Annotated in this window: 25 protein-coding genes and 1 pseudogene; 20 read left to right on the top strand and 6 right to left on the bottom strand. The window is 61.5% G+C overall.

Features of this window, described 5'->3' with window-relative positions; all coding sequences use genetic code 11:
* Window positions 1-7 precede the first annotated feature (7 nt).
* The 16 genes and pseudogenes from ACSZPK_RS09650 (at window position 8) to ACSZPK_RS09575 (ending at window position 14,263) form a co-directional block, all read left to right on the top strand.
* Window positions 8-994 carry an ABC transporter substrate-binding protein gene (locus ACSZPK_RS09650; protein WP_437881236.1) on the top strand — a complete coding sequence of 329 codons (987 nt, stop codon included), beginning with the start codon at window positions 8-10 and terminating at the stop codon, window positions 992-994.
* A gap of 69 nt (window positions 995-1,063) precedes the next feature.
* Complete coding sequence (locus tag ACSZPK_RS09645; RefSeq protein ID WP_437881235.1) at window positions 1,064-1,867, top strand: ABC transporter permease; 804 nt, start codon at window positions 1,064-1,066, stop codon at window positions 1,865-1,867.
* Window positions 1,855-2,688 (top strand): ABC transporter ATP-binding protein, encoded by an 834-nt coding sequence (locus ACSZPK_RS09640; protein WP_437881234.1) that lies wholly within the window; start codon window positions 1,855-1,857, stop codon window positions 2,686-2,688. The genes ACSZPK_RS09645 and ACSZPK_RS09640 overlap by 13 nt, the downstream gene beginning before the upstream one ends.
* A 1-nt stretch (window position 2,689) precedes the next feature.
* Complete coding sequence (locus ACSZPK_RS09635) at window positions 2,690-4,288, top strand: GMC family oxidoreductase (protein ID WP_437881233.1); 1,599 nt, start codon at window positions 2,690-2,692, stop codon at window positions 4,286-4,288.
* 217 nt (window positions 4,289-4,505) lie between these two features.
* Complete coding sequence (locus ACSZPK_RS09630; RefSeq protein WP_437881232.1) at window positions 4,506-4,907, top strand: transcriptional repressor; 402 nt, start codon at window positions 4,506-4,508, stop codon at window positions 4,905-4,907.
* Window positions 4,908-4,952: 45 nt separating this feature from the next.
* On the top strand, window positions 4,953-5,225 hold the full coding sequence (locus ACSZPK_RS09625; protein WP_437881231.1) for a GTP-binding protein: 273 nt from the start codon (window positions 4,953-4,955) through the stop codon (window positions 5,223-5,225).
* Window positions 5,222-6,133: a GTP cyclohydrolase FolE2 gene (gene folE2, locus ACSZPK_RS09620; RefSeq protein ID WP_437881230.1), complete on the top strand. Its 912-nt coding sequence runs from the start codon at window positions 5,222-5,224 to the stop codon at window positions 6,131-6,133. The genes ACSZPK_RS09625 and folE2 overlap by 4 nt, the downstream gene beginning before the upstream one ends.
* A gap of 48 nt (window positions 6,134-6,181) precedes the next feature.
* Complete coding sequence (locus ACSZPK_RS09615) at window positions 6,182-7,354, top strand: NAD(P)/FAD-dependent oxidoreductase (RefSeq protein ID WP_437881229.1); 1,173 nt, start codon at window positions 6,182-6,184, stop codon at window positions 7,352-7,354.
* On the top strand, window positions 7,348-8,349 hold the full coding sequence (locus ACSZPK_RS09610) for an arsenic resistance protein (RefSeq protein WP_437881228.1): 1,002 nt from the start codon (window positions 7,348-7,350) through the stop codon (window positions 8,347-8,349). Before ACSZPK_RS09615 ends, ACSZPK_RS09610 begins: the two co-directional genes overlap by 7 nt.
* Window positions 8,346-8,540, top strand: a pseudogene (locus tag ACSZPK_RS09605) (hypothetical protein); the annotation flags it as partial. The gene ACSZPK_RS09610 and the pseudogene ACSZPK_RS09605, both read left to right, overlap by 4 nt.
* 14 nt (window positions 8,541-8,554) lie before the next feature.
* Window positions 8,555-10,555 carry a threonine--tRNA ligase gene (gene thrS / locus ACSZPK_RS09600; protein WP_437881570.1) on the top strand — a complete coding sequence of 667 codons (2,001 nt, stop codon included), beginning with the start codon at window positions 8,555-8,557 and terminating at the stop codon, window positions 10,553-10,555.
* Window positions 10,552-11,898 carry a dihydroorotase gene (locus ACSZPK_RS09595; RefSeq protein ID WP_437881227.1) on the top strand — a complete coding sequence of 449 codons (1,347 nt, stop codon included), beginning with the start codon at window positions 10,552-10,554 and terminating at the stop codon, window positions 11,896-11,898. Before thrS ends, ACSZPK_RS09595 begins: the two co-directional genes overlap by 4 nt.
* Before the next feature lie 21 nt (window positions 11,899-11,919).
* Window positions 11,920-12,423, top strand: coding sequence for a phosphoribosyl-AMP cyclohydrolase (gene hisI, locus ACSZPK_RS09590; RefSeq protein ID WP_437881226.1), 504 nt, complete (start codon window positions 11,920-11,922; stop codon window positions 12,421-12,423).
* Window positions 12,424-12,624: 201 nt separating this feature from the next.
* On the top strand, window positions 12,625-13,011 hold the full coding sequence (locus ACSZPK_RS09585; protein WP_437881225.1) for a DUF2946 domain-containing protein: 387 nt from the start codon (window positions 12,625-12,627) through the stop codon (window positions 13,009-13,011).
* Between the two features lie 249 nt (window positions 13,012-13,260).
* Window positions 13,261-13,635 (top strand): DUF2946 domain-containing protein, encoded by a 375-nt coding sequence (locus ACSZPK_RS09580; protein WP_437881224.1) that lies wholly within the window; start codon window positions 13,261-13,263, stop codon window positions 13,633-13,635.
* A gap of 37 nt (window positions 13,636-13,672) precedes the next feature.
* On the top strand, window positions 13,673-14,263 hold the full coding sequence (locus ACSZPK_RS09575) for a putative natural product biosynthesis protein (protein WP_437881223.1): 591 nt from the start codon (window positions 13,673-13,675) through the stop codon (window positions 14,261-14,263).
* Between the two features lie 38 nt (window positions 14,264-14,301).
* On the opposite strand, the gene ACSZPK_RS09570 is transcribed toward ACSZPK_RS09575, so the two are convergent.
* The 3 genes from ACSZPK_RS09570 to ACSZPK_RS09560 form a co-directional block, all read right to left on the bottom strand.
* Window positions 14,302-14,925, bottom strand: coding sequence for an SCO family protein (locus tag ACSZPK_RS09570; RefSeq protein ID WP_437881222.1), 624 nt, complete (start codon window positions 14,923-14,925; stop codon window positions 14,302-14,304).
* A complete protein-coding gene (locus ACSZPK_RS09565) occupies window positions 14,925-15,224 on the bottom strand; it encodes a c-type cytochrome (protein WP_437881569.1) in 300 nt (99 codons plus the stop codon). The genes ACSZPK_RS09570 and ACSZPK_RS09565 overlap by 1 nt, the downstream gene beginning before the upstream one ends.
* 274 nt (window positions 15,225-15,498) lie before the next feature.
* A complete protein-coding gene (locus ACSZPK_RS09560; RefSeq protein ID WP_437881221.1) occupies window positions 15,499-17,628 on the bottom strand; it encodes a TonB-dependent siderophore receptor in 2,130 nt (709 codons plus the stop codon).
* 339 nt (window positions 17,629-17,967) lie between these two features.
* On the opposite strand from ACSZPK_RS09560, the gene ACSZPK_RS09555 reads away from it, so the two are divergent.
* From ACSZPK_RS09555 to ACSZPK_RS09540, 4 genes are all read left to right on the top strand, one after another.
* Window positions 17,968-18,849 carry an MbnP family copper-binding protein gene (locus ACSZPK_RS09555; RefSeq protein WP_437881220.1) on the top strand — a complete coding sequence of 294 codons (882 nt, stop codon included), beginning with the start codon at window positions 17,968-17,970 and terminating at the stop codon, window positions 18,847-18,849.
* Window positions 18,850-18,884: 35 nt separating this feature from the next.
* Window positions 18,885-19,994 carry an MbnH family di-heme enzyme gene (locus ACSZPK_RS09550; protein WP_437881568.1) on the top strand — a complete coding sequence of 370 codons (1,110 nt, stop codon included), beginning with the start codon at window positions 18,885-18,887 and terminating at the stop codon, window positions 19,992-19,994.
* A gap of 293 nt (window positions 19,995-20,287) precedes the next feature.
* A complete protein-coding gene (locus tag ACSZPK_RS09545) occupies window positions 20,288-22,465 on the top strand; it encodes a TonB-dependent siderophore receptor (protein WP_437881219.1) in 2,178 nt (725 codons plus the stop codon).
* A gap of 10 nt (window positions 22,466-22,475) precedes the next feature.
* Window positions 22,476-23,306, top strand: a complete 831-nt coding sequence (locus tag ACSZPK_RS09540; RefSeq protein ID WP_437881218.1) for a DJ-1/PfpI family protein — start codon at window positions 22,476-22,478, stop codon at window positions 23,304-23,306.
* Window positions 23,307-23,349: 43 nt separating this feature from the next.
* Here ACSZPK_RS09540 and ACSZPK_RS09535 read toward each other — a convergent pair whose 3' ends face one another.
* Genes ACSZPK_RS09535 through ACSZPK_RS09525 form a run of 3 tightly spaced genes read right to left on the bottom strand, consistent with a single transcriptional unit; the run spans window position 23,350 to window position 25,618 of the window.
* Window positions 23,350-24,105, bottom strand: a complete 756-nt coding sequence (locus tag ACSZPK_RS09535) for an ABC transporter ATP-binding protein (protein WP_437881217.1) — start codon at window positions 24,103-24,105, stop codon at window positions 23,350-23,352.
* Window positions 24,102-25,076, bottom strand: coding sequence for a FecCD family ABC transporter permease (locus ACSZPK_RS09530; protein WP_437881216.1), 975 nt, complete (start codon window positions 25,074-25,076; stop codon window positions 24,102-24,104). The genes ACSZPK_RS09535 and ACSZPK_RS09530 overlap by 4 nt, the downstream gene beginning before the upstream one ends.
* Window positions 25,073-25,618 (bottom strand): ABC transporter substrate-binding protein, encoded by a 546-nt coding sequence (locus ACSZPK_RS09525; protein WP_437881567.1) that lies wholly within the window; start codon window positions 25,616-25,618, stop codon window positions 25,073-25,075. Before ACSZPK_RS09525 ends, ACSZPK_RS09530 begins: the two co-directional genes overlap by 4 nt.
* Between the last annotated feature and the right edge of the window lie 56 nt (window positions 25,619-25,674).

Below are 25,674 nucleotides of genomic sequence, written 5' to 3'. Positions count from 1 at the left end.
GTATTGAATGAAAAAGTCCTTGTGCCACCGTATCGCCCGTTCCCTCACGTGCACCGCGCTGGCGGCTGGCATGGTCGCCACGGCCCAGGCCGGCAAGCTGTCCATCGGCCACACCACCTGGGTTGGCTACGGCACCCTGTACCTGGCCCGCGACCTGGGCTACTTCAAGGATGCCGGCCTGGACCTGGAGCTGACCACCATCGAGGAAGCGTCGATGTACATGGCCGCCCAGGCCTCGGGGAAACTCTCCGGCTCGGCCTCGACCATCGACGAAATCTTGAAGTACCGCTCCAAGGACTTCTGCTTCAAGGCGGTTGCCGCGCTGGATGAGTCCCACGGTGGCGACGGCCTGGTGGTGAGCAAGGACATCGCCGATATCAAGGGCCTGAAGGGCAAGGCCGTGGCAGTCAACGAAGGCTCGGTGTCGCAGTTCTGGCTGTCGTACCTGCTCAAGCAGCAGGGCATGAGCATGGCCGACATCGAGGTGCAGAACATGACGTCCGATGATGCTGCGTCGGCGTTCATTGCTGGCCGTGTACCGGTCGCGGTGACCTGGGAACCGAACCTGACCACCGTCAAGCAGAAGGGCACCGGCAAGGTACTGGTCGACAGCAGCACCACGCCGGGCGTGATCGTCGACGTGGTGGCCCTGGGCTGCGACGTGATCGAGAAGCAGCCGGAAGATGTCAAGGCGCTGGTCGCCGGCCTGTACAAGGCGGTCGAGTACACCAAGACCCATCCGAAAGAGGCCTACACCATCATGGCCAAGGGCGTCGGCGGCTACCTGTCGAAACCCGAAGACCTCGCCGAAGCGGCCAAGGGCGTGAAGTTCTACGACCAGGCCATGAGCGAGAAGCTGCTCGGCGTGCCCGGCAAGGCCGGTGACATCGCCGGCATCATCGACCTGGCCAACGAAACCTGGAGCAGCCTGCAAGGCAAGCCCTACGCGGTCAAATACGAAGACCTGGTCGATACCTCCTTCGTCAAGCCCTGATCGTCCCGCCAGCGGACCGCGCCTGGAGCGGCGGTCCGCGTTGCGTTCAATTCTCCAAGAGGTGGTGCAATGGCCACGCAAAAATCCTGGTTGCAGCGCTGCCTGACACCAAAGCTCGAACTGCCCGGCAGGCTGGTGCTCGGCGCTGGCGCCCTGTGCTGGCTGCTGGTGATCGGCCTGTGGGCCGGCCTGTCCTACGGCGGCGTGGTGCCGTCGATGTTCCTGCCGACGCCGGGCGACGTGCTCGCCGCCGGCTCCCGCCTGGCCGCCGACGGCACCCTGAGCAAGCACGTGCTGGCCAGCCTGGAAGTGGTGCTGATCGGCTTCCTCGTGTCGTCGCTGGTGTCGGTGCCGCTGGGCCTGCTGATGGGCAGCTTCCGTATCGTCCAGGCGTTCCTCGAACCCCTGGTCAACTTCATCCGCTACCTGCCGGTGACCTCCTTCGTACCGCTGTTCATCCTGTGGATCGGCATCGGCCTGGAGCAGCGCGTGGCGGTGATCATCTTCGGCGTGTTCTTCCAGCAACTGGTGATGATCGCCGACGTCTCCAAAGGCGTGCAGAAAGACCTGATCAATGCCAGCTACACCCTCGGCGCCAGCCGCCGCGACGTGGTCCTGCACGTACTCGGCCCCGCCTCGCTGCCGGGCATTCTCGACACCCTGCGGGTGACCATGGGCTGGGCCTGGACCTACCTGGTGGTGGCCGAGCTGGTCGCCGCATCGAGCGGCCTGGGTTACATCAGCCTCAAGGCCATGCGTGGCTTCCAGGTCGATGTGATCTTCCTCGCCATCGCCATCATCGGCCTGCTCGGGCTGATCACCGATCAACTGTTCCGTCTGCTTCGACTGAGGATTGCCGCATGGGCGCAGTAGCCAAGAAACCCTACATCATGCCGCCGCTCAGCGAGTACGCCGAGGTCGCCGCGCGGCTCAAGGTGGACAACGTCAGCCTGCGCTACCAGTCGCCCAAGGGCGACACCTTCACCGCCCTGGACCGGGTCTCCTTCGAGGTTCCGGACCAGCAGTTCGCGGTGATCGTCGGCCCGTCCGGTTGCGGCAAGTCGAGCCTGCTCTACCTCACCGCCGGGCTCAACGAGCCGAGCGAGGGGGATATCTATGTCGGCGGCAAGAAGGTCGAGGGCCCCGGCGCCGACCGTGGCATGGTGTTCCAGGGCTACACCCTGTTCCCCTGGCTGAGCGTGCGGCAGAACATCGAGTTCGGCCTCAAGCGTCGCGGCCTGCCGCAGGACGAGATCCGCACCATTGTCGAGTTCTACCTGGCCGAGGTTGGCCTGGCCAAGTTCGCCGAGCATTACCCCAAGCAACTGTCCGGCGGCATGATGCAGCGCGTGGCCATCGCCCGCGCCCTGGCCAACGACCCGCAGATCCTGCTGATGGACGAACCCTTCGGCGCCCTCGACAGCCAGACGCGCCTGCAAATGCAGCAACTGCTGTTGCAGGTGTGGGGCAACAGCAAGAAGACCGTGGTGTTCGTCACCCACGACATCGACGAAGCGATCCTGCTCGCCGACCGCATCTACGTGATGGGCGCGCGACCGGGGCGGATCAAGGAAATCCTCGACGTGCCGATCGAGCGCCCGCGCAACCTCGACGTGGTGATGGAGCCGGAATTCATTCGCATGAAACGGCACATCCTCGGCCTGTTGCATGACGACATGGAGGCCGTGCACTGAGATGACGGACACCTTCGACTACCTGATCGTCGGCGCCGGCTCGGCCGGCTGCGTGCTAGCCAACCGCCTGAGCGCCGACCCGAACGTCAACGTATGCCTGATCGAGGCGGGCGGCAGTGATGCCAGCCCACGGGTGCAGACCCCGGCCGGCACCATCACCCTGTACACGAGCAAGGTATTCAGCTGGAACTACTTCTCGGCGCCGCAGAAGCACCTCGCCGGACGCAGCCTGCATACCCCGCGCGGCAAGGCGCTGGGCGGCTCCAGCTCGATGAACAGCATGATCTACATCCGTGGCGACGCCAGCGACTACGAGCGCTGGCAAAGCGCCGGCTGCCCTGGCTGGGGCTGGCAGGACGTGCTGCCGTACTTCAAGCGTTCGGAAGGCAACCGCCTCGGCCAATCGCTGCTGTACCACGGCACCCAGGGCGAACTGCTGGTGGATCGGCCGCGCGATCCCAACCCGTTGTCGGAAATCTATGTTCGCGCAGGCGAGCACCTTGGCCTGCGACGCAACGACGACTTCAACGGCGGCACCCTGGAAGGCGTCGGTCTCTACAACGTCACGCAGAAGGACGCCAAGCGCCTGTCCAGCTACCGGGCCTTCGTTCACCCGGTGCGTGACCGTGCCAACCTGACCGTGCTTACCGGTTGCCAGGTCGGTCGCCTGGTGCTCGACGGCAGCCGCGTCAGCGGCCTCGAATTGCAGCAGAACGGCGCTTGGCGCACCTTGCGCTGCCGCCGTGAAACCATCCTCTGCGCTGGCGCCCTGGGCTCGCCGCACATCCTGCTCAACTCCGGCATCGGCTCCAAGGACGAACTGGAACAGGCGGGCGTGGCCTGCAAGGTCGACCTGCCCGGCGTCGGCAAGAACCTGCAGGACCATATCGATGGCCTGGTCACCGTGCGTTCGAAGAGCCCGCTGTCGCTCGGTTTCTCGCTCGGCTCGCTGCCCAAGGTGCTGGCTTCGCCGTTCAAGTACCTGGCGCAGAAGATGGGCTGGCTGACCACCAACTACGTCGAGGCCGGTGGCTTTGCCCGCACACCGCTGGCGGGCGAGCTGCCGGACGTGCAGATGCACTTCGTCCCCGGCTACCGCAGCCATCGCGGGCGCCTGTTCGAGTGGGGCCATGGCTATGCCATCCACACCTGCGTGCTGCGCCCGAAAAGCATCGGCGAGGTACGCCTGGGCGCCGGTCGTAGCCTGGAGATCGACTTCAACTTCCTCGACGACCCGGAAGACGCCAAGATCCTGGTCGAAGGCGTCAAGCTCGCCCGGCGTATCCTCGCCCAGCCCGAGTTCGACGCTCTGCGCGGCGCCGAAATGCTCCCCGGGCCTCAAGTGCAGAGCGACGAGCAACTGCTGGCCCATCTGCGCGACTACGCCGCCACCGTGTTCCACCCGGTCGGCACCTGCAAGATGGGCACTGACGACATGGCCGTGGTCGACCCGCAGTTGAAGGTGCGTGGCGTGGACAACCTGCGCGTCGCCGATGCCTCGATCATGCCGACGCTGATCAGCGGCAACACCAACGCGCCCTGCATCATGATCGGCGAGCGGGCCGCGGACATGATATTGCGTGGCCTGGCAAGCCAATAAGGCCTTTGCAGCTCCGCACCCCTGCCGGTGCGGAGCTGCAGAGCCGTAGGTGCGACTTTCACCCGAGCCTGCATTCGCCGACCTTGCAAGACCATGACCGCTACGGAAGGCGATTGCCTGCCTTCCAGGCTGGTCGACGGCGGAATCTGCGTCGAGGGCTTTTCTAATTTTATGTTATGTTATAACGTGTTTTTCGAGTGTCGAAATAGAGCAAGCCATGCAACTGACTGCCAACCAGAAATCCGTCTTTGCGGTTTTGAAGAGGGCTGAGGTCCCGCTCAGTGCATACGCGGTGCTCGATCGGTTGCGCAAGAAAGGCTTCAGCGCGCCGACGCAGGTCTACCGGGCATTGGATCGACTGCTTGAGCAGGGGCTCGTGCATCGCCTCGAAACCATAAACGCCTATGTGGCCTGTGCACACCGAGTCCGCTGCGAGCATGGCGTCAGGGCGTTTGCCATCTGTGATAACTGCGGTCATGTCGACGAGTTTACCGATCAAGACCTGGCGCGCTGTCTCAGCCGCTGGATCGATGGAAATGCGTTCGCTCTCAAGCATTCCACCGTTGAGTTGCATGGCCGCTGCGCGGTCTGCGCGGCGCTGGACGTTCAGAAAAGCTGAGCCGATCCGCGCGTTTTCTCCCACTTTCAAATAGATATTTCTGTGATGAACAGCATGCACAACGCGAGCGATTTACCCGTCACGGCCCTTGCGGGCTTTCTCGGCGCCGGCACGAGCACATGGCTTGGGCACCTCCTCAACCATCGCCAAGAGCGAAGGAGGGCGGCCATCGTCAACGCTATGCCTGAGCCGAGCATCGGCGTTGATTGCGTGGGCGAGGGCGGCCGGGTGGGAATGCACCTTGCGGGAAGAGCCATCGATCGAGGTGTGAGCGGCAAGAGAGCCTCGGGAAACCTCTACGGATACCGGCAGCCATGAATGCTGTACTGCCCGATGTATCAATTGCCGAGCATGCTGCCCAGTCGGGGCGACTGGAGTGGGTCGGCATGCAGGGCATTGACCTGCCGGTCACTCTGGACGAACCCGGCTACAGGCAAACAATCCATGCCCGTGCCGATGTCCAGGTCGACCTGCCGGCGCCCCATGTAAAGGGCATTCACATGTCTCGCCTATACCGCCTGCTCGATTCGCTGGGCGAGGGGCCGGCGCTGACGGCACAGGGTTTGAGGCGGCTGTTGCTGGCGATGGTCGAGAGTCACCAGGACTGTGCCAGTCGTAACGCCCGGTTGCGCCTGGATTTCGAGTTGTTGATCCGGCGTCCAGCGCTGGTGACCCAGGGGTTGACCGGTTGGAAGGCCTATCCGGTGCGCCTTGAGGCGAGCGTGATCGATGGCGTATTCAGGCCGCAGGCCAGGGTGTCGGTGGGCTATTCCTCAACCTGCCCGTGCTCGGCGGCGCTGTCCCGGCAGTTGGTGGAGCATGCTTTCATCAAGGAATTTGCTGGACAGGCGATGTTGTCGCCTGAGGCGGTTGCCCAATGGCTGCGGGTGAACGCGACCTTGGCTACGCCGCATAGCCAGCGCAGCGTCGCGGACGTCCAGGTTGAACTCGATAGCGGTGCAACCTCGCTGGCGTTGCTGCCGCTGATCGATAGCATCGAGCTGGCGTTAGGCACGCCGCTGCAAACAGCGGTCAAGCGTGCGGACGAGCAGGCCTTCGCTGCTCTCAACGGTAGCAACCTGATGTTCGTCGAAGATGCTGCACGGCGTATTCAGCATAAGCTGGCCGGTCGTTTCGCATGTCCTCACGTGCATGTTCGCCATCTGGAAAGCCTGCACCCGCATGATGCTGCGGCCTGGGCTGCACCGCTTCCGGAGCCCGTATGAATTCACCGGCTCAGTCATTGCTGCAGGGGGCCAATCCACTGCCGCTCGATGCGCCACCCGTTCGTATGCCGGCCAGTGATTTCCATTCCATCGGAGAGCCCAATGCGTAGCGTGGACGTAGTGATTGTAGGTGCGGGAGCCGCAGGTATCGGCATGGCCAGAGCCTTGCAAGACGTGCCTGGGCTGGAGTGCGAGATTCTGGAGAGTGGCCGGATTGGCGAGTCGTTTCGCCGCTGGCCGGTACAGACGCGTTTCATCACACCATCCTTCTACAGTAATCCATTCGGATTGGCTGACCTGAACGCGGTCGATGCCACCAGTTCGCCGGCAATCTTCGCTGGCGCCGAGCACCTGAGCGGCCCGCAGTACGCTGATTATCTGAGCTTCATTGTCGAGGCCGCCGAACTCTCGGTCACCTGTGACTGCAAGGTGCTGGACGTCACGCGTTGCGCGAATGGGCGCTTCGAGTTGGAGACCGAGCAGGGCGGCTACGAAACACGTTTCCTGATCTGGGCTTGTGGCGAGTACCAGTTTCCTGATCTGAAACCTTTTCCGGGTGGGCAGTGGTGCCTGCATTACGCCGACGTCGGCGATTGGCAGTCGCTGCAGCCTGGTCACTACACGGTGATTGGCGGTTATGAGAGCGGTGTCGACGCGGCTGCCAATCTAGTCGCGCGAGGTCATTCCGTGCGCCTCCTGGTCCGCCGCGCGACCTGGGACCTAGCCGATATCTATGACCCCAGCGTGGCGCTTTCGCCCTACAGCCAGGAGCGTTTGCGCGATTTGCAGCGCAGTGGCAGGTTGGAGATCGTGTACGGCGCGGACATCGTGCAGGTCAGTCGCGACGAGGCAGGCGCCCTGCGCGTGCACGCTGCCGATGGCCGCTACTGGGATAGCCAGACACCGCCTGTGCTGGGGACTGGATTTCTCAAGGGCGGTGGCGCGCGGCAGATTGCCGAACTCTGGTCCTGGGATGACCAAGGCCGTATTTGCCTGGGCAGTGCCGACGAGTCATTGCGTACGCCGGGCCTTTTTCTGGTCGGTCCCCAAGTCCGGCACCCGCCATTGATCTACTGCTTCATCTACAAATTCCGCCAGCGCTTCTCGCTGATCGCCAGAGAGATTGCCGAGCGCCTGTCGCTTGAATACCTGCCACACGAGCAGGCCGGTAGCTGGGGGCCATTCGGTAATGCGGAATGCTGCGAGGGCTGCGAATGTTAAGCCGGCATGCCCTCGGCGCCTCGTTCGCGTCCCTCATCCTGCTGGCTGGCATCGCCATCGGGTCTTTGCTGGGCTACTTGGCCCCGACGACCGCGCAGCGGGTCAGTGACTGGGTGGACCCCACACTGCTGGCCTTGGTCGCTCTGCTGTTCTTCGGCGTGCGCTTCGGTGCCTTGCTGCAAGCGCTGAGCGACCTGCGCGTACTGGGCTTGGCATTGCTGGCCAACTTCGTGCTCATCCCCCTGATCGGCTATACCGTGGCCTCGCTGTTTCTCAACGCCCATCCTTTGTTCATGGTGGGGTTGGTGATTTATTTCATGTCGCCGTGTACCGACTGGTTTCTTGGTTTTACCCGATTGGCCAACGGCAATGTCGCGCTGGGCGCTGCGCTTATTCCAATCAACATGCTCGTGCAACTGCTGCTCTATCCGTTGTACCTGCAACTGTTCGCCGGTAAGGCCGTGGAGGTCGAGGCGGAGGTGATCGGCGGTACGCTTCTGCAATGGTTTCTGCAGCCTTTGCTCGTGGCAGTGGTGGCTCATCTGCTGTCAAGGCTGCTACTTGGCGGCAAGCGTTTCGCCGCGTTGCTGGCACGCATCGATCAACTGGTGCCCTGGCTGATCGGGCTGCTGGTGCTGGAGATATTCGCCGGCAACATCGCGGTGATTTTCGAGCATCGTGGCGTATTCATCTGGGTGCTGTTGGCGGTATTCAGCTTTTTCGTGCTGACTTTTCTGCTCGGCGAGGGGCTCAGCCGTCTGGTCGGGCTGGATTACCCGGAGCATGCGCTGCTGAGCATGACCACCGCGGCGCGCAATGCGCCGTTGATGCTTGCCGTGACCATGGCCGCGCTGCCTGACCAGCCGCTGGTCTATGCCGCCCTGGTCATCGGCATGCTTGTCGAATTTCCTCACCTGACAGCCCTGCGCTGGGTGCTGTTGAGCGCCCAACGACGCCATGTGCCTGCCCGATGCCTGAGAACTGATAGACCATGATTCGCAAGAACCCACGCAGCGACCTACCGCTGATCCATCCCCGCGCCATCGTCGATCCGACCGCCATCCTCTGTGGCTTGGTGATCGTTGAGGAAAACGTTTTCATTGGCCCTTACGCGGTCATTCATTCCAAATCCGGCGCCATCGTCCACGGTCCCTGCACGGTGCGGCACGACGCGGTGGTTGACGGTGTGCAGGCATGAGCATGAAGTCGATTTCCCTGACCCTGCCCGACGGCTCGCAGCGTCGTTTCGAACCGCCGGTGAGCGTTGCCCAGGTCGCCGCCGCCATCGGCCCCAACCTGGCCAGGAATGCCTTGGCCGGGCGGCTGGAGGGGCGCCTGGTGGACGTCTGCGAAACCATCGATCACGACGCGCCATTGCACATCATCACTGCGCGTGACGAGGAGGGGCTGGAGATTATCCGCCACTCCTGCGCGCACCTGGTAGGCCATGCGGTCAAGCAGCTCTATCCCACGGCGAAGATGGTCATCGGACCGGTCATCGCCGAGGGCTTCTACTACGACATCGCCTACGAGCGGCCCTTCACGCCTGACGATATGGCTGCCATCGAACAGCGCATGCACGAGCTGATCGCGCGTGACTACGACGTGGTCAAGCGCATGCTGGCGCGTGACGACGCTATCGAGCTGTTTCGCCAGCGTGGCGAGGATTACAAGCTGCGACTGATCGATGACATGCCGGATGAGACCTGCGTGGGCTTGTACTTTCATGAGGAATACGTGGACATGTGCCGCGGCCCCCATGTGCCCAATACGCGTTTTCTCAAGCACTTCAAGTTGACCAGGTTGTCGGGTGCCTATTGGCGTGGCGATGCGAAGAACGAGCAGCTTCAGCGTATCTATGGCACCGCCTGGGCGGATAAAAAGGACCTGCAGGCCTATTTGCAACGCGTGGATGAGGCCGAAAAACGTGATCATCGAAAACTCGGCCGCGAGCTGGATCTGTTCCACTTCCAGGAGGATGCGCCCGGGGCGGTATTTTGGCATCCACGTGGCTGGACGGTGTTCCAGGCGTTGATCGGCTATATGCGTCGTCGCCAGCAAGGCGCCGGCTACATCGAGGTCAATACCCCGGATGTGATGGATCGCGGCCTTTGGCAGGTCTCCGGGCACTGGCAGAATTACCGCGACCACATGTTTACCACCGAGACCGAGGACGGCAGGGCCTTGGCGCTCAAGCCGATGAATTGCCCTGGCAGTGTGCTGCTCTACCGCCACGGCCTGAAGAGTTACCGCGACCTGCCGATCCGCATGGGCGAGTTCGGCAAGGTTCACCGTTACGAGCCATCGGGGTCGCTGCACGGCCTGCTACGCGTGCGTCACTTTACCCAGGATGATGCGCATATCTACTGCACGCCCGCGCAGATGGATGCCGAGTGCCGTGAAGTGGTGGCACTCACCCTTGATATTTATCGCCAGTTCGGTTTCGAGAATGTACGCATCAAGCTGTCCACGCGACCCCTGAATCGCATGGGCAGCGACAGCACGTGGGGCCTGCTCGAAGGCGCGCTTACCCAGGCGCTCACGTCCATGGGCCTGTCCTATCGGGTCAACCCCGGCGAAGGTGCGTTCTACGGCCCGAAGCTGGAGTTCGTGCTGCGCGATGCCATCGGCCGCGACTGGCAGTGCGGCACGCTGCAGGTCGACATGAACCTGCCTGAACGATTCGCTATCGATTATGTGGACGAGGAGGGGCACCGCCAGCGACCGGTCATGCTGCACCGTGCGCTGTTTGGCTCGCTGGAGCGCTTTACCGGCATTCTCATCGAGCATTACGCGGGTCGGCTGCCAGTGTGGCTGGCTCCGGTACAGGCAGTCATGTTGCCGATCACCGAGGCTCACGCTGGCTATGCCAGGGATGTGGCGCAGTGGCTGGTCGATGCCGGATTGCGGGTAGAGAGTGACCTGCGCAACGAGAAGATCGGCTACAAGATCCGCGAGCAAACGCTGCAACGCATTCCCTTCCTTTTGGTGGTTGGTGCCAAGGAAGCCGCTACTGGCCAGGTTGCCGTGCGCACGCGCGATGGCGAGGAGCGGGGGGGGATGAGCCTGCAAGCTGTGCGGCAATTCCTGCTTGAGCAGGCCCAGGCGCCGGATTGGATGACCCGCCACGCCGAGCAGCGTGTCCGCGATGAACGCCTGCTCGCCCTCGCCGAGCAGTCTTTGGCCACGGTGAGTGTATGAGCGACGCCCGGCAGCGACACGGCGATGTATTGCTGCTTGGTGGCATCGTGCTGACGCCAAACGGTGCCGAGCGAATCGATGTGGCCTGCCGGGATGGATGCATCGTTGCCCTGGGTGACCTGCGCGGGCGGTGGAGCGCTGAAAACGAGATGGATATCGCTGGCCTCCTCGTGTTGCCCGGGGTGATCGACAGCCAGGTGCATTTTCGCGAGCCGGGCCTGACTCATAAGGAGGACCTGGAGTCCGGTACCCGCGGCGCCGTACTCGGTGGCGTAACCAGCGTGTTCGAGATGCCCAATACCCATCCGCTCACCCTGTGGCAGGCCGACCTGGAGGCCAAGCTCGACGCCGCGCGGGACCGCGCCTGGTGCCACTACGCGTTCTACATCGGCGGCTCGGGCATTAATGCCGAGCAGTTGCAGGTACTGGAAAACCTGCCTGGCTGCGCTGGCGTCAAGGTGTTCATGGGCAGTTCTTTCGGCGACCTGCTGGCCGATGACGAAACAGTGCTGCGGCGTATCCTCGAGCATGGTCGCCGCCGTGTGGCGGTGCATGCAGAGGATGAGGCGCGGCTTCGTGAACGCAAGGCCCTGGTCGAGACCCACGGTGATGTGCGCCAACACCCGTTGTGGCGGGACGAGAGCAGCGCGCTGATGGCTACCGAGCGGATCGTACGCCTGGCGGCAGAGGTCAATCGCCGCCTGCACATCCTTCACGTATCCACTGCCGAGGAAATGGCCTTCCTTGCCCGGCACAAGCAGCGGGTGAGCGTGGAAGTGACCCCGCATCACCTGAGCCTGGTGGCACCGGAGTGCTATGAACGCCTGGGCAGTCTGGCACAGATGAACCCGCCGGTTCGCGAGCGCCGGCACCAGGAGGCATTGTGGAAAGCCATCCAGGACGGCGTGGTGGATGTGCTCGGTAGTGACCACGCGCCTCATACCCTGGAGGAGAAGGCCAGTGCCTACCCTCGGTCGCCCAGTGGCATGACGGGGGTACAAACCCTGCTGCCGCTGATGCTCGATCATTTCAATGCCGGGCGCCTGAGCCTGGCTCGCCTGGTCGACCTGACCAGTGCCGGGCCGGCCCGCATCTTTGGCCTGGAGGGCAAGGGACGCATCGCCGTGGGCTTTGATGCCGACCTGAGCGTTGTCGACCTGCGGGCGCGGCGCACTATCCGCAACGCCTGGATTGCCAGCCGCAGTGGTTGGACGCCCTATGACGGCCAGGCCGTGACGGGCTGGCCGATCCACACGCTGGTCAACGGGCGCATCGTGGTACGCGACGAGCACTTGTCGGGCGCTCCCCGAGGCCAGGCCCTGCGTTTCTTGGAGACGCAGTGAATCATTCAGCGAGGAGTCATCATGAACAATCCCCCTGCACAGACCGAGAAGGCCCCGCTGGAATTTGCCCAGCGGGTTTCCATCGAGCAAGTCGAGGAGGGGCATGAGCTTGCGCCCAAGTTCGACCGCGATGGGCTGATTGCCTGCGTCACCACCGATGCCGGGAGCGGCGAGGTGCTGATGCTGGGCTACATGAATCGCGAGGCCTTGGAAAAAACCATCCAGACCGGCGAGGCGCATTACTGGAGTCGATCGCGGCAAGTGCTCTGGCGCAAGGGTGAAACCAGCGGCCTGGTACAACGGGTCGAGGAGATGCGCATAGACGACGATCAGGATGCGATCTGGTTGCGGGTCGCACTTTCAGCGGGACACCAGAGCAAGCCCGCCAGTTGCCACGTTGGCTATCGCAGCTGTTTCTACCGCACCGTGGCGCTGGCCACTGGCAGGATTGGCTACGCGGAAACCGCAAAGACCTTCGATCCCAGGCAGGTTTATGGAAACGCGCCCAACCCCACGATTCTGTGAGGCTGGCAACACCGAGCGGCATTCTGCGATGGACGCGGAATCAGGCGCGACCCTGTGTTCGTCTTGAGTAACCGAGCCGATCTCGCTTACCGTACGGCAAACGCCGGGCCATGATGTGGCTCGCAGCCTGTTTCCATCGCCTGGCAATTCGTCGATAAGCCAGGCACAGACATTTCTGGCGCCGCCAGCAGAGCCTCGTTCATGAGACTGACCCGATACCCGCGCGAATTGACTGCCTGGACGCTGTACGCATGCGTCCTGTTCAGTCTGTTCGCCTGTGGTATCCATCATGGACAGATGAGCGCGCTGAGCATCAGTGGGTTGCAGGGCGGTTTCTGCAAGACTGTCGCCAACGAGCCTGCGCCGGTTCCCTATGAGGATACGCAGCGCCCCGGACACATGGCCCCTGGCAGCATTGATTGCCCGTTGTGTTCGTTCGGTCACGCCGGCGTACCTCTCAACAGCAGCGGTTGGCACTTGCTACTGCAGGCCGGCGGGACATCGCCCGATGCCTGGCCGTGGCTGAACCGCAAGCCACCGCGTGCCTTTCTTCTCGCTCATTCCCCACGAGCCCCGCCACTCGCCTGATCGGCCGCCTCGATTCGCGTTTGCGCGCCCCGCCCAGGTGGCGGTGCGTGCGTTCGCTCACACGACGTTATGACCCCTGTCGCGCCTGACCCGTCGGGCGTATGCCTGGGTTTGTGAACCGTCGCTGGTAAACCAAGGAGATGAATCAATGGAATGGATCAATCACCTGGCACTGCCGCTGCTTTTCGCAAGCGCCAATGCCTGGACAAGGGCCGTCGGGCGTTTGCCGCGCGAAGGTCTCCAGCACTGATGACAATGAGGGCTCGCTATCGTCTGCTCGGCGCCCGGCTGGGGCTGCTGGCGTTCGCCCTCATTATCCTGGCCCCGCTGTTCTCCCAGCTCCGCGCCGATACGAGCAACTGGTCATGGCTGGGTGAACTGGCGTGCCACGATGATACCGGCCAGCCTCGGCATACGACGCCGAACTCATTGCATGCGTCAGTCTTCGATGCCTGTGGTTACTGCTCGCTACTGATCAACAGCCCGGCATTGAGTAGCCAAGGGGCATGGCTACCGATCCCGGCGACCTGGGCAAGCCTGGCCGTGGCTCCGTTGCTGCCAGGCCCGCACTGCAACCCTCGCTACCCCGCCGCACACTCCAGGGCACCTCCGGCATTGGCCTGAAACAGCCGAATGAAGCCTGTTCAGGCTCGTCAATCACATGCCCTTCTCAATAGGGCAGTACGACACGGAGTGTGAAGCGATGAATGCTTTTCAAACCTACGTTGCGCAGAAAAGCAGGACGGCGGCTTATGAGTCGCTGTTTCCTGACTACCCCAGCAATGCCCGATCGTTCATTTCGTTGGATTCCAGGCTGTTGCCATACTGGCACCTGATATTCGATCTGTGCCCATCGCTGCTGAAGCTCGACCCGCCGGAAGGCCTGGAGTTGTTTCGCCGATTCATGACGTGGGCATATCGGCACCAGCCCGCCCAGGACTGGACCTTTCATATCAGCTTCTGCCGTTGGCTGCTGAAGTCCGAATATGCGCAACGGGTGACGGACGTGCACATCGACGACCTGCTTTGCGCCGCGGCTGCACGTTGGGCCAGCGGCGACAACAGCCTGGCCCAGGGCATCATGCTGAGTTGCCCGGCATTCGCCATGACAACCGTTGAGTGGAAGACCGGCAGGATGGATGAGGACGGCACGAGCCAGTGGGTGCCGCCCGCGCGTTTCGATTTCGCTTGGTCACCCTTGAGCCGAGGTGGAATTCGCGGCTTTCATCGCTGGCTACGCATACCCCAGTGAGTACCTTGCCGGAGGCCGCCAGCGCGCGCGGCCTCGCTTCAACCCGGCTGGCTCGCCATCAATGCCGGCAGGATGCGAATCAATTCCTCGACCTTGAATGGCCCGCGTACGAAACCACGTTGAACGCCGCTCGGGTCGATCAGCGCCAGGTTACCGCTATGGGTAACCGTGTAGTTCTCCTCTGCCATGTCCCCTGGTATGAACGGCAGCCCCATCGTGCCGGATGCTTTTTGAACCTCTGAAAGAGCACCACTCATGGCGGTGAAGGTCGGGTCGAAGTAGGTCACGTAACGCTGCAATATCTCTGGCGTGTCCCGGTGCGGGTCCACGCTGACCATGGTGACCCGCAGCGCCGATCTTGCTTCGGGAGGCAGGGCCGCATTGAGCTTGCGCAGATCGCTCAACGCTGTCGGGCAAACGTCCGGGCAGAAGGTGTAGCCGAACAGAACCAGCGTCCACTTGCCGGCGAAGAATTCACGGCCGAAAGGTTGGCCGTCAGGGCTGCTGAGATGAGCGTCGGGCAGCTCGCGGGGCTGGGGGAACAGGAAAACACCCGCTTGATACAGCGCCTTCTTGTCGAGAGTCGGCGGCCTGCCGTACCCGTAGATGAGGGCTGCACCAAGAGCCAAAAGAACAGTGACGAGCGTTACGGTACGGCGCATCAGTCCTCCTGCCTGCTGTTGGCCATCCAGCCGATGACTGCCTGGTAATCCTCCGCTGTGCAGTCCGTGCAGAAGCCGCGTGGCGGCATCGCATTGAAGCCATCGGTCACATGCTTGACCAACGCATCCATTCCCTGTGACAAGCGAGGCTTCCACGCCTCGGCATTACCTTTGCGTGGTGCGGCGGACTGCCCGTTGTGGCAGAGGCCGCATGATCGGTTGAACACCGTTTCCGGATCTTGCGCGGCCTCGCTGGAGCCGATTGCCAACCCCAGCAACAAGACGGCCAATTTCTTCATGTTCATGATTCGCTGATCCGATACCGGTCGATAGTGACCGTTGGAGAGCTTATGAAGCCCATACCGTGGGCCTCAATTGCGACAACTTGCCACGCTCGTGTCCAGGCTGCCTCGGCAGGTGGAAGCGTGCTCATGCCGTGGCGTGTTGTCGCAGTGCTTGAGGCGTTCTGCGCAGTGCTAGATTGACCCGCGACCCGACAGATTTCCTTGGCGGATACATCGGGTCGGGGGCGGGGCCGTACCTGGCAAGGGTCCCGGCTCCGCCCCATTCCTTTCAGTAGCTTGCGCTAAGCGTCAGCATGAAGTTCCGCGGTTCGCCGTAGAAGTTATAAATGTTCGGCGTGCCGACGCTGGCGTAATACTTGCGATCCAGCAGGTTGTTCGCCAGCAGGCTGAGTGAGTAGTGCTCATCGATGCGGTAACCGATGCGTCCGTTGAGCACCGCATAGCCACTGTTTACTACTTCGTCTCGCCAGCCGCGCGAGCTTTGCGCCGCACTGTTGGCCAGCAAGCCCAGGCCCAGGCTGAGGCCGTCGAGGCTGCCCTGGGAAAAACTGTAGTTGCTCCAGAGCTTGAACTGATGCCTGGGCGTCTGGATCGAGAAGGTCTTGCCGGCGTTGGAACGGTCTTTCAGGTAGCGCGTGGTCAGGCGGGTATAGCCTGCTATCAATTCGAGCCCGTCGATCGGGCTACCGCTGACTTCCATTTCCCAGCCTCGGCTCTGCACCTTGCCGGCGTTGAGGTAAAAGTTCTGGGTCGGATAGGCAGGGTCCGCATAGGCACGGTTTTCGTCCTGAAGATCGAACCAGGCCAGGGAAACGGCAAGGCGATCATTCAGCCAGGAGGTTTTGCCGCCGATCTCGTATTGCCGGCCCACCCGTGGATCAAGCACGCCGCCATCGGCCTTTAGCTGGGTTTGCGGGACGAAGATATCGCTGTAACTGGAATAGAGCGTGACGTTCGGCGTGGCTTCATAGACGAGGCCGGCATAAGGCGTGAATTCGCCAGCGGCTTCGGCGCCCTTGCTCCAGGCCGTTTGCGTGGAGGGGGAGACGCTTCGGCTCTTGTTCTCGAAATGGCTGGTGCGGCCACCAAGTACCAGTGTCAGTGGATCGGCCAGGCTCAGCCTGAGCTGCCCGTAGACGCCATGTTGGGTGGTTTCGCTTTCGCTGCCCGAGGTATAGGCGATGACCGGCTCTGACAATGACCCCGCATCGGCGAAGAGGATATTCGAATAGCTCGGCCCACGACCTGATCGGCCATCGCTGTTGTAGCGCTCGCTGTTGGCCCCCAGCGTCAGATGGTGCGTGCGCCCCCATAATGAAAATGGGCCGCTGGCGTAGAGGTCGATGCCGTTGCGCGTGTAGTCGTAGTCGCCGCGGAAGCTGCTGTAGCTGAGGCGCTGGGTAACGGGATCAAGACCTGAAGAGGTGTAGGCGTACTTGTAATACAGATTCTGTTTGCGACTGTTTAGGGCAAGTTTGGCAGTCCAGTCACTGGTGAAGCGGTGCTCTATGGATGCAGCCAGTTCACGGCTGTCATAGCCCATGACGCCCCAACTTGGGACGTTAAAGGTAGAACGGGATACATCCAACAATCGATAGTGACCACCAGCATCTGCAACTGAGGAGGCGGGCAGACCGGACCAGGGAGCATCGACATCCTGGTTTTGCTGGCTGTATGAGACGGACAGCAATGTACTGTCGGTGAGGTCGTAATCCAGTGCTGCCATCGCGACCCATTTTTCGCTGTCGGTGTGATCGTAGAAATAGCGTTGGTCTTGTCTGGCCATGACCAGTCGGCCACGCAAGCGGCCGTCTGGCGTCAGCGGCCCTCCGATATCGCCTTCTGCACGGTAGTTGTCCCAGGAGCCAGCACCGGTCTTCCACGAGAGGGCGAAATGATCCAGGGGTTTTTTCTTCACCAGATTGACTGTGCCTCCCGGTTCGCCGACACCCCGCATGAGCCCTGCCGGACCGCGCAGGACTTCTATTCGCTCGTACAGTGCCAGGTCGAATTGATGCGAAGGCGTCATGCCGTTGTAGGACGGGATACCGTCGTACATCACGCCGAGCGCATAACCGCGTGCGTAGTACTGATGGCTCAAGGTGTCGTTGGCGATGACGTTGACCCCGGTGATCTGCTGCAAGGCATCGCTCATGTTGACCAGACCCTGGTCATCCATCTGTCGACGTGTCAGGACCGAAATGGATTGCGGTATGTCCTTGGGGGATTGCTCGGTCTTGCCGGCCACGCTGGCTTTTTCTGCCTTGTAGCTCTTGTCGCTGGCCGTTTCGATCAAGGTGTCGGGAAGCTCGACATTCTCGGCGTGGCCGACCGAAGGCAGCAGGCAGATCGAGAGGGCGAGCGGGGAAAGTGAAGCAGCCTTGGGCAGGGCAGGCATATCGTCATTCTCTGGCACGTGGTTGTGAGAGGCGGCACGGTTCTCCACAGAGGGCGGATATGACTCCAGGGGGCATGAACCTGACGCGCCCGGTTTGATGGGGCGGCAATCTAGTGTTCGTGTGGCGGGGCGACCAAGTGCGACAAACCACCACGGGGCAGTCCGCTTTTTATTCGCAGTGGGTCTCTGGAGGCTTCTACTAAAGAGATGAGCGAGGCTGGGCTGAACTGCCTGTGGCGAGTTGTCGCGTTACGGGCAGCCTGTTCTGCGTTGCTAGGATCCGCGGCAGAGAAGTCGCCCACTCATCTCAGGGTGGGCATTTGCGTCCAAGGGGTAGCCATGGATCTATCTGCCAAATCAGGCGCTGTGATTATGCTGGCGCTGCTTTGTGCCTGCTCAACCATCGAGGAGTCTCAGCCGCGAAACGTCAACATCTCTTTTGACTTGCAAGCCAATGGTCAATCCTCACGGTGTGGCGTGCCACTTGGTCTGCTTGGACATGATCACAAACAAGCCTACCTGCATGACGCCCGTTTCTACATACAGGATGTTGCGTTGATTCGTCGTGACAGCGTACGAGTCCCTGTGGCTTTGCAACGCAGTGACTGGCAGAACGAGCAGGTCGCGCTTCTTGATTTTGAGGATGCAACTGGCGGTTGTTCAGGTGGGACGCCGGAAACCAACCAACAGATCGTGGGAAGTGTGCCTGGCGGTGATTACGTCGGATTGAGCTTCACCATGGGTGTCCCTCAGTCACTCAATCACACCAGCACCGAGCTGGAGGGCGCGCCGTTGGATGTAACGGCTATGGGCTGGAGCTGGCAGGTCGGCCGCAAGTTCGCAAAAATCGAGGTCGATCCGCAGGAGGGAGTTGAGCGGGTAGATGGTTCACGTGCTGCAACCTGGTATATCCACCTGGGATCTACAGGATGCAGCGGAAACCCTGTCACTGGCGAGACGGTAAGCTGTTTGCGTAGCAACCGTATTCCGCTTCATTTCGAGGTCTTCAATCCAAGTCACGATATTGTCGTGCTCGACCTGTCGTCACTATTAGCCGGCAGTGAAATTGGTCAGGATCAAGGAATGGCAGTCGGCTGCATGAGTGGACCTGATGACCCTGAATGTGGAGCCGTCTTCCAGAACCTCGGATTAGATTTGCACTCGGGTAAACCATCGCAATCAGGCTCGTCTGCATTTGTAGTGAGAAGCCGTATACCTTGAAGCCAAAGCATCTGGGGTGTGGCCTGCTCTGTGCAATGTTCAGCCTGTCAGCGCTTGCTGGTGATGAGTGGGATTGGAAGCTGCCTGGCTACGTTCCTGCGCCCCAAATACCTCCTGACAATGCGATGAGCGCTGCCAAGGTCGAGCTTGGCCGCAGGCTTTTCTATGACACGCGTCTATCGGCAAATGGCACGGTCGCGTGTTCGTCCTGCCATCAGCAGGCTCGTGCTTTTGCCGATGCAGCCGCTTTGTCTGTCGGCAGTACTGGTGAACGAACGTACCGTAACGCGCCGGGGCTGGCTAACTCAGCCTGGCATGCAACCTATAACTGGGCCAATCCTTCAATCGTTTCGCTAGAGCGACAAATGGAGGTTCCACTGTTTGGCGACGATCCGGTGGAGATGGGGATCAATGATCGCAACCGAGATGGAATTTTGCAGCGCCTGGAAAGCGAACCAATATATCTGCCGCTGTTTGCCAAGGCCTTTCCTGATCAGGAAAAGCCACTGAGCATGGCTTCGGTGATCAAGGCTATCTCCGCCTTTGAACGCAGCTTGGTATCGGCTAACAGTCCTTATGACCAGTATTTACAGGGGCAGCATCGTCTCAATGAGGCGCAGAGGCGAGGTATGGACTTGTTCTTCGGTGAGCGAGCTGAATGTCATCACTGTCATGGCAGCTTCAACTTTAACGATCAAGTCGTGCATGCACGTTCCCGCATCGTAGACATGCAGTTCCATAACACTGGACTGTATGACCTCGATGGCCATGGCACGTATCCATACCCCAACCGAGGTCTGTATGAGCTGACGGGGATGGCTAAAGACATGGGGGCATTCAGGGCTCCGGGTCTGCGCAACGTGGCGCTGACAGCGCCTTATTTCCATGATGGTAGTGCTGCGACACTGCGTGAGGTGCTGCAATTTTATTCACAAGGTGGGCGCAATTTGGATTCAGGGCCGCACAAGGGCGATGGTCGTTTGAATCCATACAAAAGTGGGCTGATCGCGCGCATCGATCTCAGCGAGCAAGACATTGACGATCTAATCGAATTTCTCGAAACCCTTACAGACGAATCCTTCGTTCGTGATCCTCGGCATGCTGATCCTTGGAAAAAGGACTTGGGTATGAAGGTTGCGCCATGAGAAGAGTGCTGCATTCTTCCGGGCTTCGAGCTGCTTGGGTGTGACAGTCTGACGCAGCTGCTTTGAGCCACGTCAACGCAGCTTCGCAAAGCCCACCATTCGCATCGCGTACCGCTCCGCTCTCAATCTGATCGCTGGTTCTGTGTGGTCGATTGTCGCAGTTGGGCCTCCTTGGCTCTCTCATTAGATTGCAGCTACCCAGCTAGCCCTTCGGGCTATCCAAGAGCGACTCACCTGCATCTTTCCCGAAAGCTTTAGCTGCCCGTAATTTCATTACTGAAAAGACAGCGATCATGAAAAAAGCAGCAAGCCCTTTTCATAGGCACCCCCTATGCAACGCTATCTGCCTGGCAGCAGGCCTTTGCTGCTATGGCAACGCTCATGCTGACAATACAGCAGATGCTTCATCCACCTCCGACGCATCGTCTGAAACAGTAAAACCTGCAAGCACACCGAGTTGGACGCTGGAGCCCGTTACCGTTCAGGGACAACGCACCCGTTACAGTGAAGCCAATTCGAGCGCGGCCACCCGCACCGATACGCCGGTGAAGGAAGTGCCGCAATCGGTGCAGACCATTACCCGTTCATTGATCGAGGAGCAGGCCAGCGCAACGCTGGGTGACGCGCTGCTCAACGTATCTGGTGTACGGCCTACGAAACCGGAAGAGACGCTGTTCACCCAGCCGATCGTTCGTGGTTTTCCTGCGGAAATCTACATGAATGGCATGCCCGCCTTTGGTGGTAGTGCGGCGTATATCGACCCTACCAGCATGGTCGGTGTGGAGCGTGTAGAGGTGCTCAAAGGGCCAACCTCGACCCTATATGGCGGTGGTCTGGGAGCTCCATTGGGTGGCTTGATCAATGTGGTGAACAAGCGCCCCGAGGCCGAGCCGAGCGCATTCGTCTCATTTCGTAGCGGAAGCTTCGATACGGTCAATCCTGCACTAGATGTGAACACGCCGATCAATGACAACATCGCCGCACGGCTCTCTGCCGAGTACCAGAAGAACGACAGCTGGATCGACGCCGTCAATGCCGAGCGTTGGTCGATAAACCCGAGTATCGCCTTTCAGCTCTCTGCGGATACCGAGCTGTTGCTGCGTGGCCAGTACGACAAGCGCAGCCAGCTCGAATATTCCGGCCTGCCAGCGGAGCAGGCACTGCATGGGCAGATCGACCGCGACGCTTTCCCCGGAGCTGCTCATGGCCAGCCAGACACAACCATCGAGAACCGCCTGACAACTGCCGAACTCACCCACCATTTCAGTGATGACACTCGCCTGACGGTTACCGGCCAGTACTATGAAATGGAAACGCAGGACTATGGCAGTTGGGCCACTGGGGTGACGGACTCTGCGGTCGCACCGACAACCTACTCGATCTTCAAACTCTATTTGCCGGGAAGTATTCGAGAAAGCACGTTGGACGCCAATCTGGCTTCGAGCATCGAAGCATTGGGCGGACGCCATGAGCTGTTGGTCGGCGCAACCTATGACACGACTCATTTCTGGTCCGCAATGTCTGGTGCGGAGTATGCCGGCGATATAGACCTTGCCAGCCCGGTCTACAACTTTGCTTATGGCTCCACGCCAGTGCTTGCGGCTGGCAGCGCTACTACCAATGAGTACCAAACCAGCGCAATTTATTTGCAAGACCAGGCCACCTATGGGCGTTGGCATTTACTGGGGTCGCTACGCTATACGCGTATTGACCTGCAGCAGGAGGGCGTCGTAGGTGACGTGGACACTCGATACCATCGAATCACTCCACGTTTGGGCGTTACCTTCGATCTGACTGATAGCGTGGCTCTTTACGCGGCGTACTCAACAGGGTTCAGAGGGGCATTCAACTTCACTGGAATGACCACGCCAAAGCCCGAGCTATCACGCAACTACGAAGCGGGATTCAAACTCGCGTTCAATGAATTGGGGCTTTCTGGCACCGTGGCGGCGTTCGAGCAGACCCGTCGCAATGTCGCTACAGATGATCCGGACAATCTGGGGTACAGCGTGCAAACCGGCGAGCAGCGGGCCCGTGGACTCGAAACCGATCTGGTATGGGAGCCGCTGCCTGCGATTTCGGTCTTGGCCAATTACGCCTATACCCAGGCCTCAGTCACTGAGGACAACTCGATCCCCGAGGGCGATGGCCTGCCCCGTGTGCCCAGGCACAGCGGGCGCCTGGCTGCGCGTTATCGGATCCTTGATGGTGCTGCGAAGGGCTTGTCGTTTGGTGCAGGCATAACCGCCCTAAGCGCCCGCGAGCTGACGTTGCCCAACACGGTCTCGGTGCCAGGCTACGCCCTGTTCGATGCCCAGGCTTCCTATGATTTCGACCGTTACAGCGTCGCGCTTTCGGCAGTCAACCTGACCGGGCGCAAGGTCTACGAGACCTACCAGTACCTCGGCTCTCCCGTGGTATTGCCCACGCAGCCGCGCTCCGCCTACGTCACTGTCAGCGCTCGTTTCTGAGGATTTCGCCATGCTTGATCACAACCGCCGCAATCTGCTGCTGGGTGCCATGCTCACTCCATTGCTCGCCAGCCTGCCGCGCCTGGCAGCCGCGAGCGAGGTGGCCATGCCGGAACATGCAATGCCAGGCATGGGCCGTGACATGGACAAGGTTCCATGGATGGGCGATGAGCAGATCGCGATGCTGGTCTATCCAGGCATGACCGTGATGGATCTGGTTGGGCCGCACTGCATGTTCGGTGCCCTGATGGGCGCCAAGATCCACATTGTCGCCAAGACCCTCGATCCGGTTACGAGCGATGCCGGCCTGACGATCGTTCCCGGCGCGACCTTTGAAACATGCCCGCGTGATGTGACCGTGTTGTTCACGCCCGGCGGCACGGATGGCACCCTCGCGGCGGCAACTGATCCACAGACCCTCGCGTTCATGGCGGATCGCGGGGCACGGGCCAAATACGTTACCAGCGTATGTTCCGGGTCATTGATTCTTGGCGCGGCAGGGCTGCTGAAAGGCTACAAGGCGACCTCCCACTGGTCATGCAGGGCGGCTCTCGCCGGCTTCGGCGCGCTGCCCACCGACGCTCGCGTCGTGCGAGACAGGAACCGGATCACCGGGGCGGGTGTGACGGCAGGCCTGGACTTTGGCCTGGCCATGATCGCGGAGCTGCGCGACCAGACCTATGCCGAGTGCACGCAGTTGATGAGCGAGTACGATCCCGAGCCGCCATTCAATGCCGGCTCGATGAAAACAGCTCCGGCTGCGGTGCAGGAGGCCATGAGGCAACTTGCCGCGGATTTCTCGAGGAAGGCCGAGGCGCTTTCCAGATCGATCCAAGGCTGACTATTCAGGCGCATGCGGCCTGGGTTGCCGCACGCGCCTCGCTTCAGCACGGTATGGGATATGGGCCGACGGCAGTCGTGACCCACTGGAAATCCGTAGCGAACGCCTGTTCCAGCGCCCCGGAAGAACGTACCTGCCCAGGAGTCCCGGCGGTCAGTATTTGCCCCTTGTCCAGTACGGCAACGCGGTCGGCGAAGCGCATCGCCAGCCCAAGATCGTGCAACACCAGCATGATCGAACAGGACGACAGGCGCTCTCTTAGATGATGCATGAGGCGCAACTGATGGCCGACATCGAGGGCCGCCGTGGGCTCGTCTGCCAGCAGGATGGGCGATCCAGCGACCAATGCCCACGCCAACGCCGCCCTGGCACGTTCGCCGCCGGAGAGCTGCGACAGCCGTCGCCGCAGGAGCGTACTGATATCCAGTGAGGCGAGCAGCTCGCGTGAGGGCATTGCCGAGGCGTGCAAGTTGCCCCGGCTGGCGCCGAGTGCGATCAGCTCCGCGACGTCGAGGTCCCATTGACTGCGAAAATCCTGTGGCAGGTAGGCGAGGAGCCTGGCACGTTGCAATGGATCAATGTCGTGTAGCGATTGTCCGTGCAACCGCACGTCACCTGCGCTGGGCTCTTGCAGGCCGGCGAGGCAGCGTAGGGCGGTGCTTTTGCCCGATCCGTTAGGGCCGACCAGCACGAGCAGTTCGCCAGTGTGCAGGTTCAGGTCGAGGCCTTCGAGCACGCGCTTGCCACCGAGTTCGACATGCAGCCCCTGTGCTGAAAGGCAGCTTGATTGTGGGGTCATGCCGAAGGCCTCGCGCGCACCAGGAGCAACAGGAAGAATGGCGCGCCGATCAAGGCCGTCAGCAGCCCCAGGGGAATTTCGGCGGGTGGTAGCAGGGCGCGGGCCAGGCCATCCATGACGGCCAGCAGCGCCCCCGAGGCCAGGGCGCTGGCCAGCGTCAACTGCTTGTGGCCAGGACCCAGCAGCCAGCGCACAGCGTGTGGCGCGACCAGGCCGACGAAACCCACCAGGCCGCCCCAGGATACGGCCAGTGCGGTGATCGCCGCGGCCAATAGCAGGGCCCGATTGACGAACCGGCGCGGGGCCAGGCCCATGCTCTGGGCGACCTGATCGCCGAGGCCAAGTATGTCCAGGCCATGGGCCAGCTTCCGGGTCAGGCACACCGCCAGTAGCGTCAGCAGCACCAGCAGGGCCAGGGAAGACCAATCTGGAGTGTGGATGCCGCCGAGTGTCCAGCTCAGTACCACCTGCAGGTTGACCGTCTCGTCTGCGAGAGCCAACAGCAGCAGGCTGCGCAATGCGGCGAGCAGCGCGGCGACGGCGATACCAGCCAACAGCAGGCCGCTGGTATCGGTGATGCGGGTCAGGCGGGTAATGCTCAATACCAGCAGTGTCGCGCCCCAGGCGCCGAGGAATGACAGCAGAGGCAGGGACAGGGCCTGTGCCACGGGCAGCGGTACCAGCAAGGCAATGGCTGCACCCACCGCCGCGCCTGGTGCGCTACCGAGCAGATAGGGCTCGGCTAGCGGGTTGCGAAACACGCCTTGGAAAATCACTCCCGCCAGGCCCAGGCAGGTGCCGACGCAGAAGGCCGCGAGCACGCGTGGCAGGCGCCATTGCAACAGCAACTGGTTGAAGGGGGGCTGGGTAACGTCCGTGGGGCTGATAAGTTCGGCTCCCAGCCATAGCCCCAGGAAAATGGCCGGGATGGGCAGCAGGCAGATCAGCCGATAACGGCTACGGCGACTCATGGATGTGGAGCCTCGTCGAGGTCTTTGGGAAACGCATCGGGATGCAGCAGGCGAGCGACCTGCTCGACACCATCGACCACGCGTGGTCCGGGAATCAGCAGCAGGGCGCTGGGAACGGCGGCGACCTTGCCTGTACGTACTGCGGAGATGCTTGACCATCCCGGCCGCTCGGGCAGTGAGCGTGCCCGTTGTTCAGGCCCCGCGACGATGATCTGTGCAGGCGCCGCGCGGTACACCGATTCACCGCCGACCTGGCTCAGGCGGGCGCCGGCCAGAACGTTCTCGCCACCAGCCAGGTGCAGGATGTCGGCGGTGTAAGTGCCCTCGCGCAAGGTCAGGTAGGTGCCACGGTCGCTGGCCGCGGTTTCCAGGTAGGTACGTACAGGCTGTCTACCGGCGAGACGGGCACGCACTGCATCCAGGCGGCTGTTCATCGAGTCGATCAGTTGCCCGGCCTGATGATCGTTGCCTGTGGCCCTGCCGAGCAGCCGGATGTTGGCCAGGCCCGTACTGTTTCGACTCGATGAGGTCGATAAAAGGATTGGCGGCTACGGCTGCCTGCATGTCGATCTCCACGATTGTTCGGAACTGCCGCCAG

Source organism: Pseudomonas sp. LRF_L74 (genome assembly GCF_965644255.1).
Lineage (GTDB): Bacteria > Pseudomonadota > Gammaproteobacteria > Pseudomonadales > Pseudomonadaceae > Aquipseudomonas.
The sequence above is the reverse complement of the archived record's forward strand: the minus strand, read 5'-3'. Positions and strand labels throughout refer to the sequence as shown.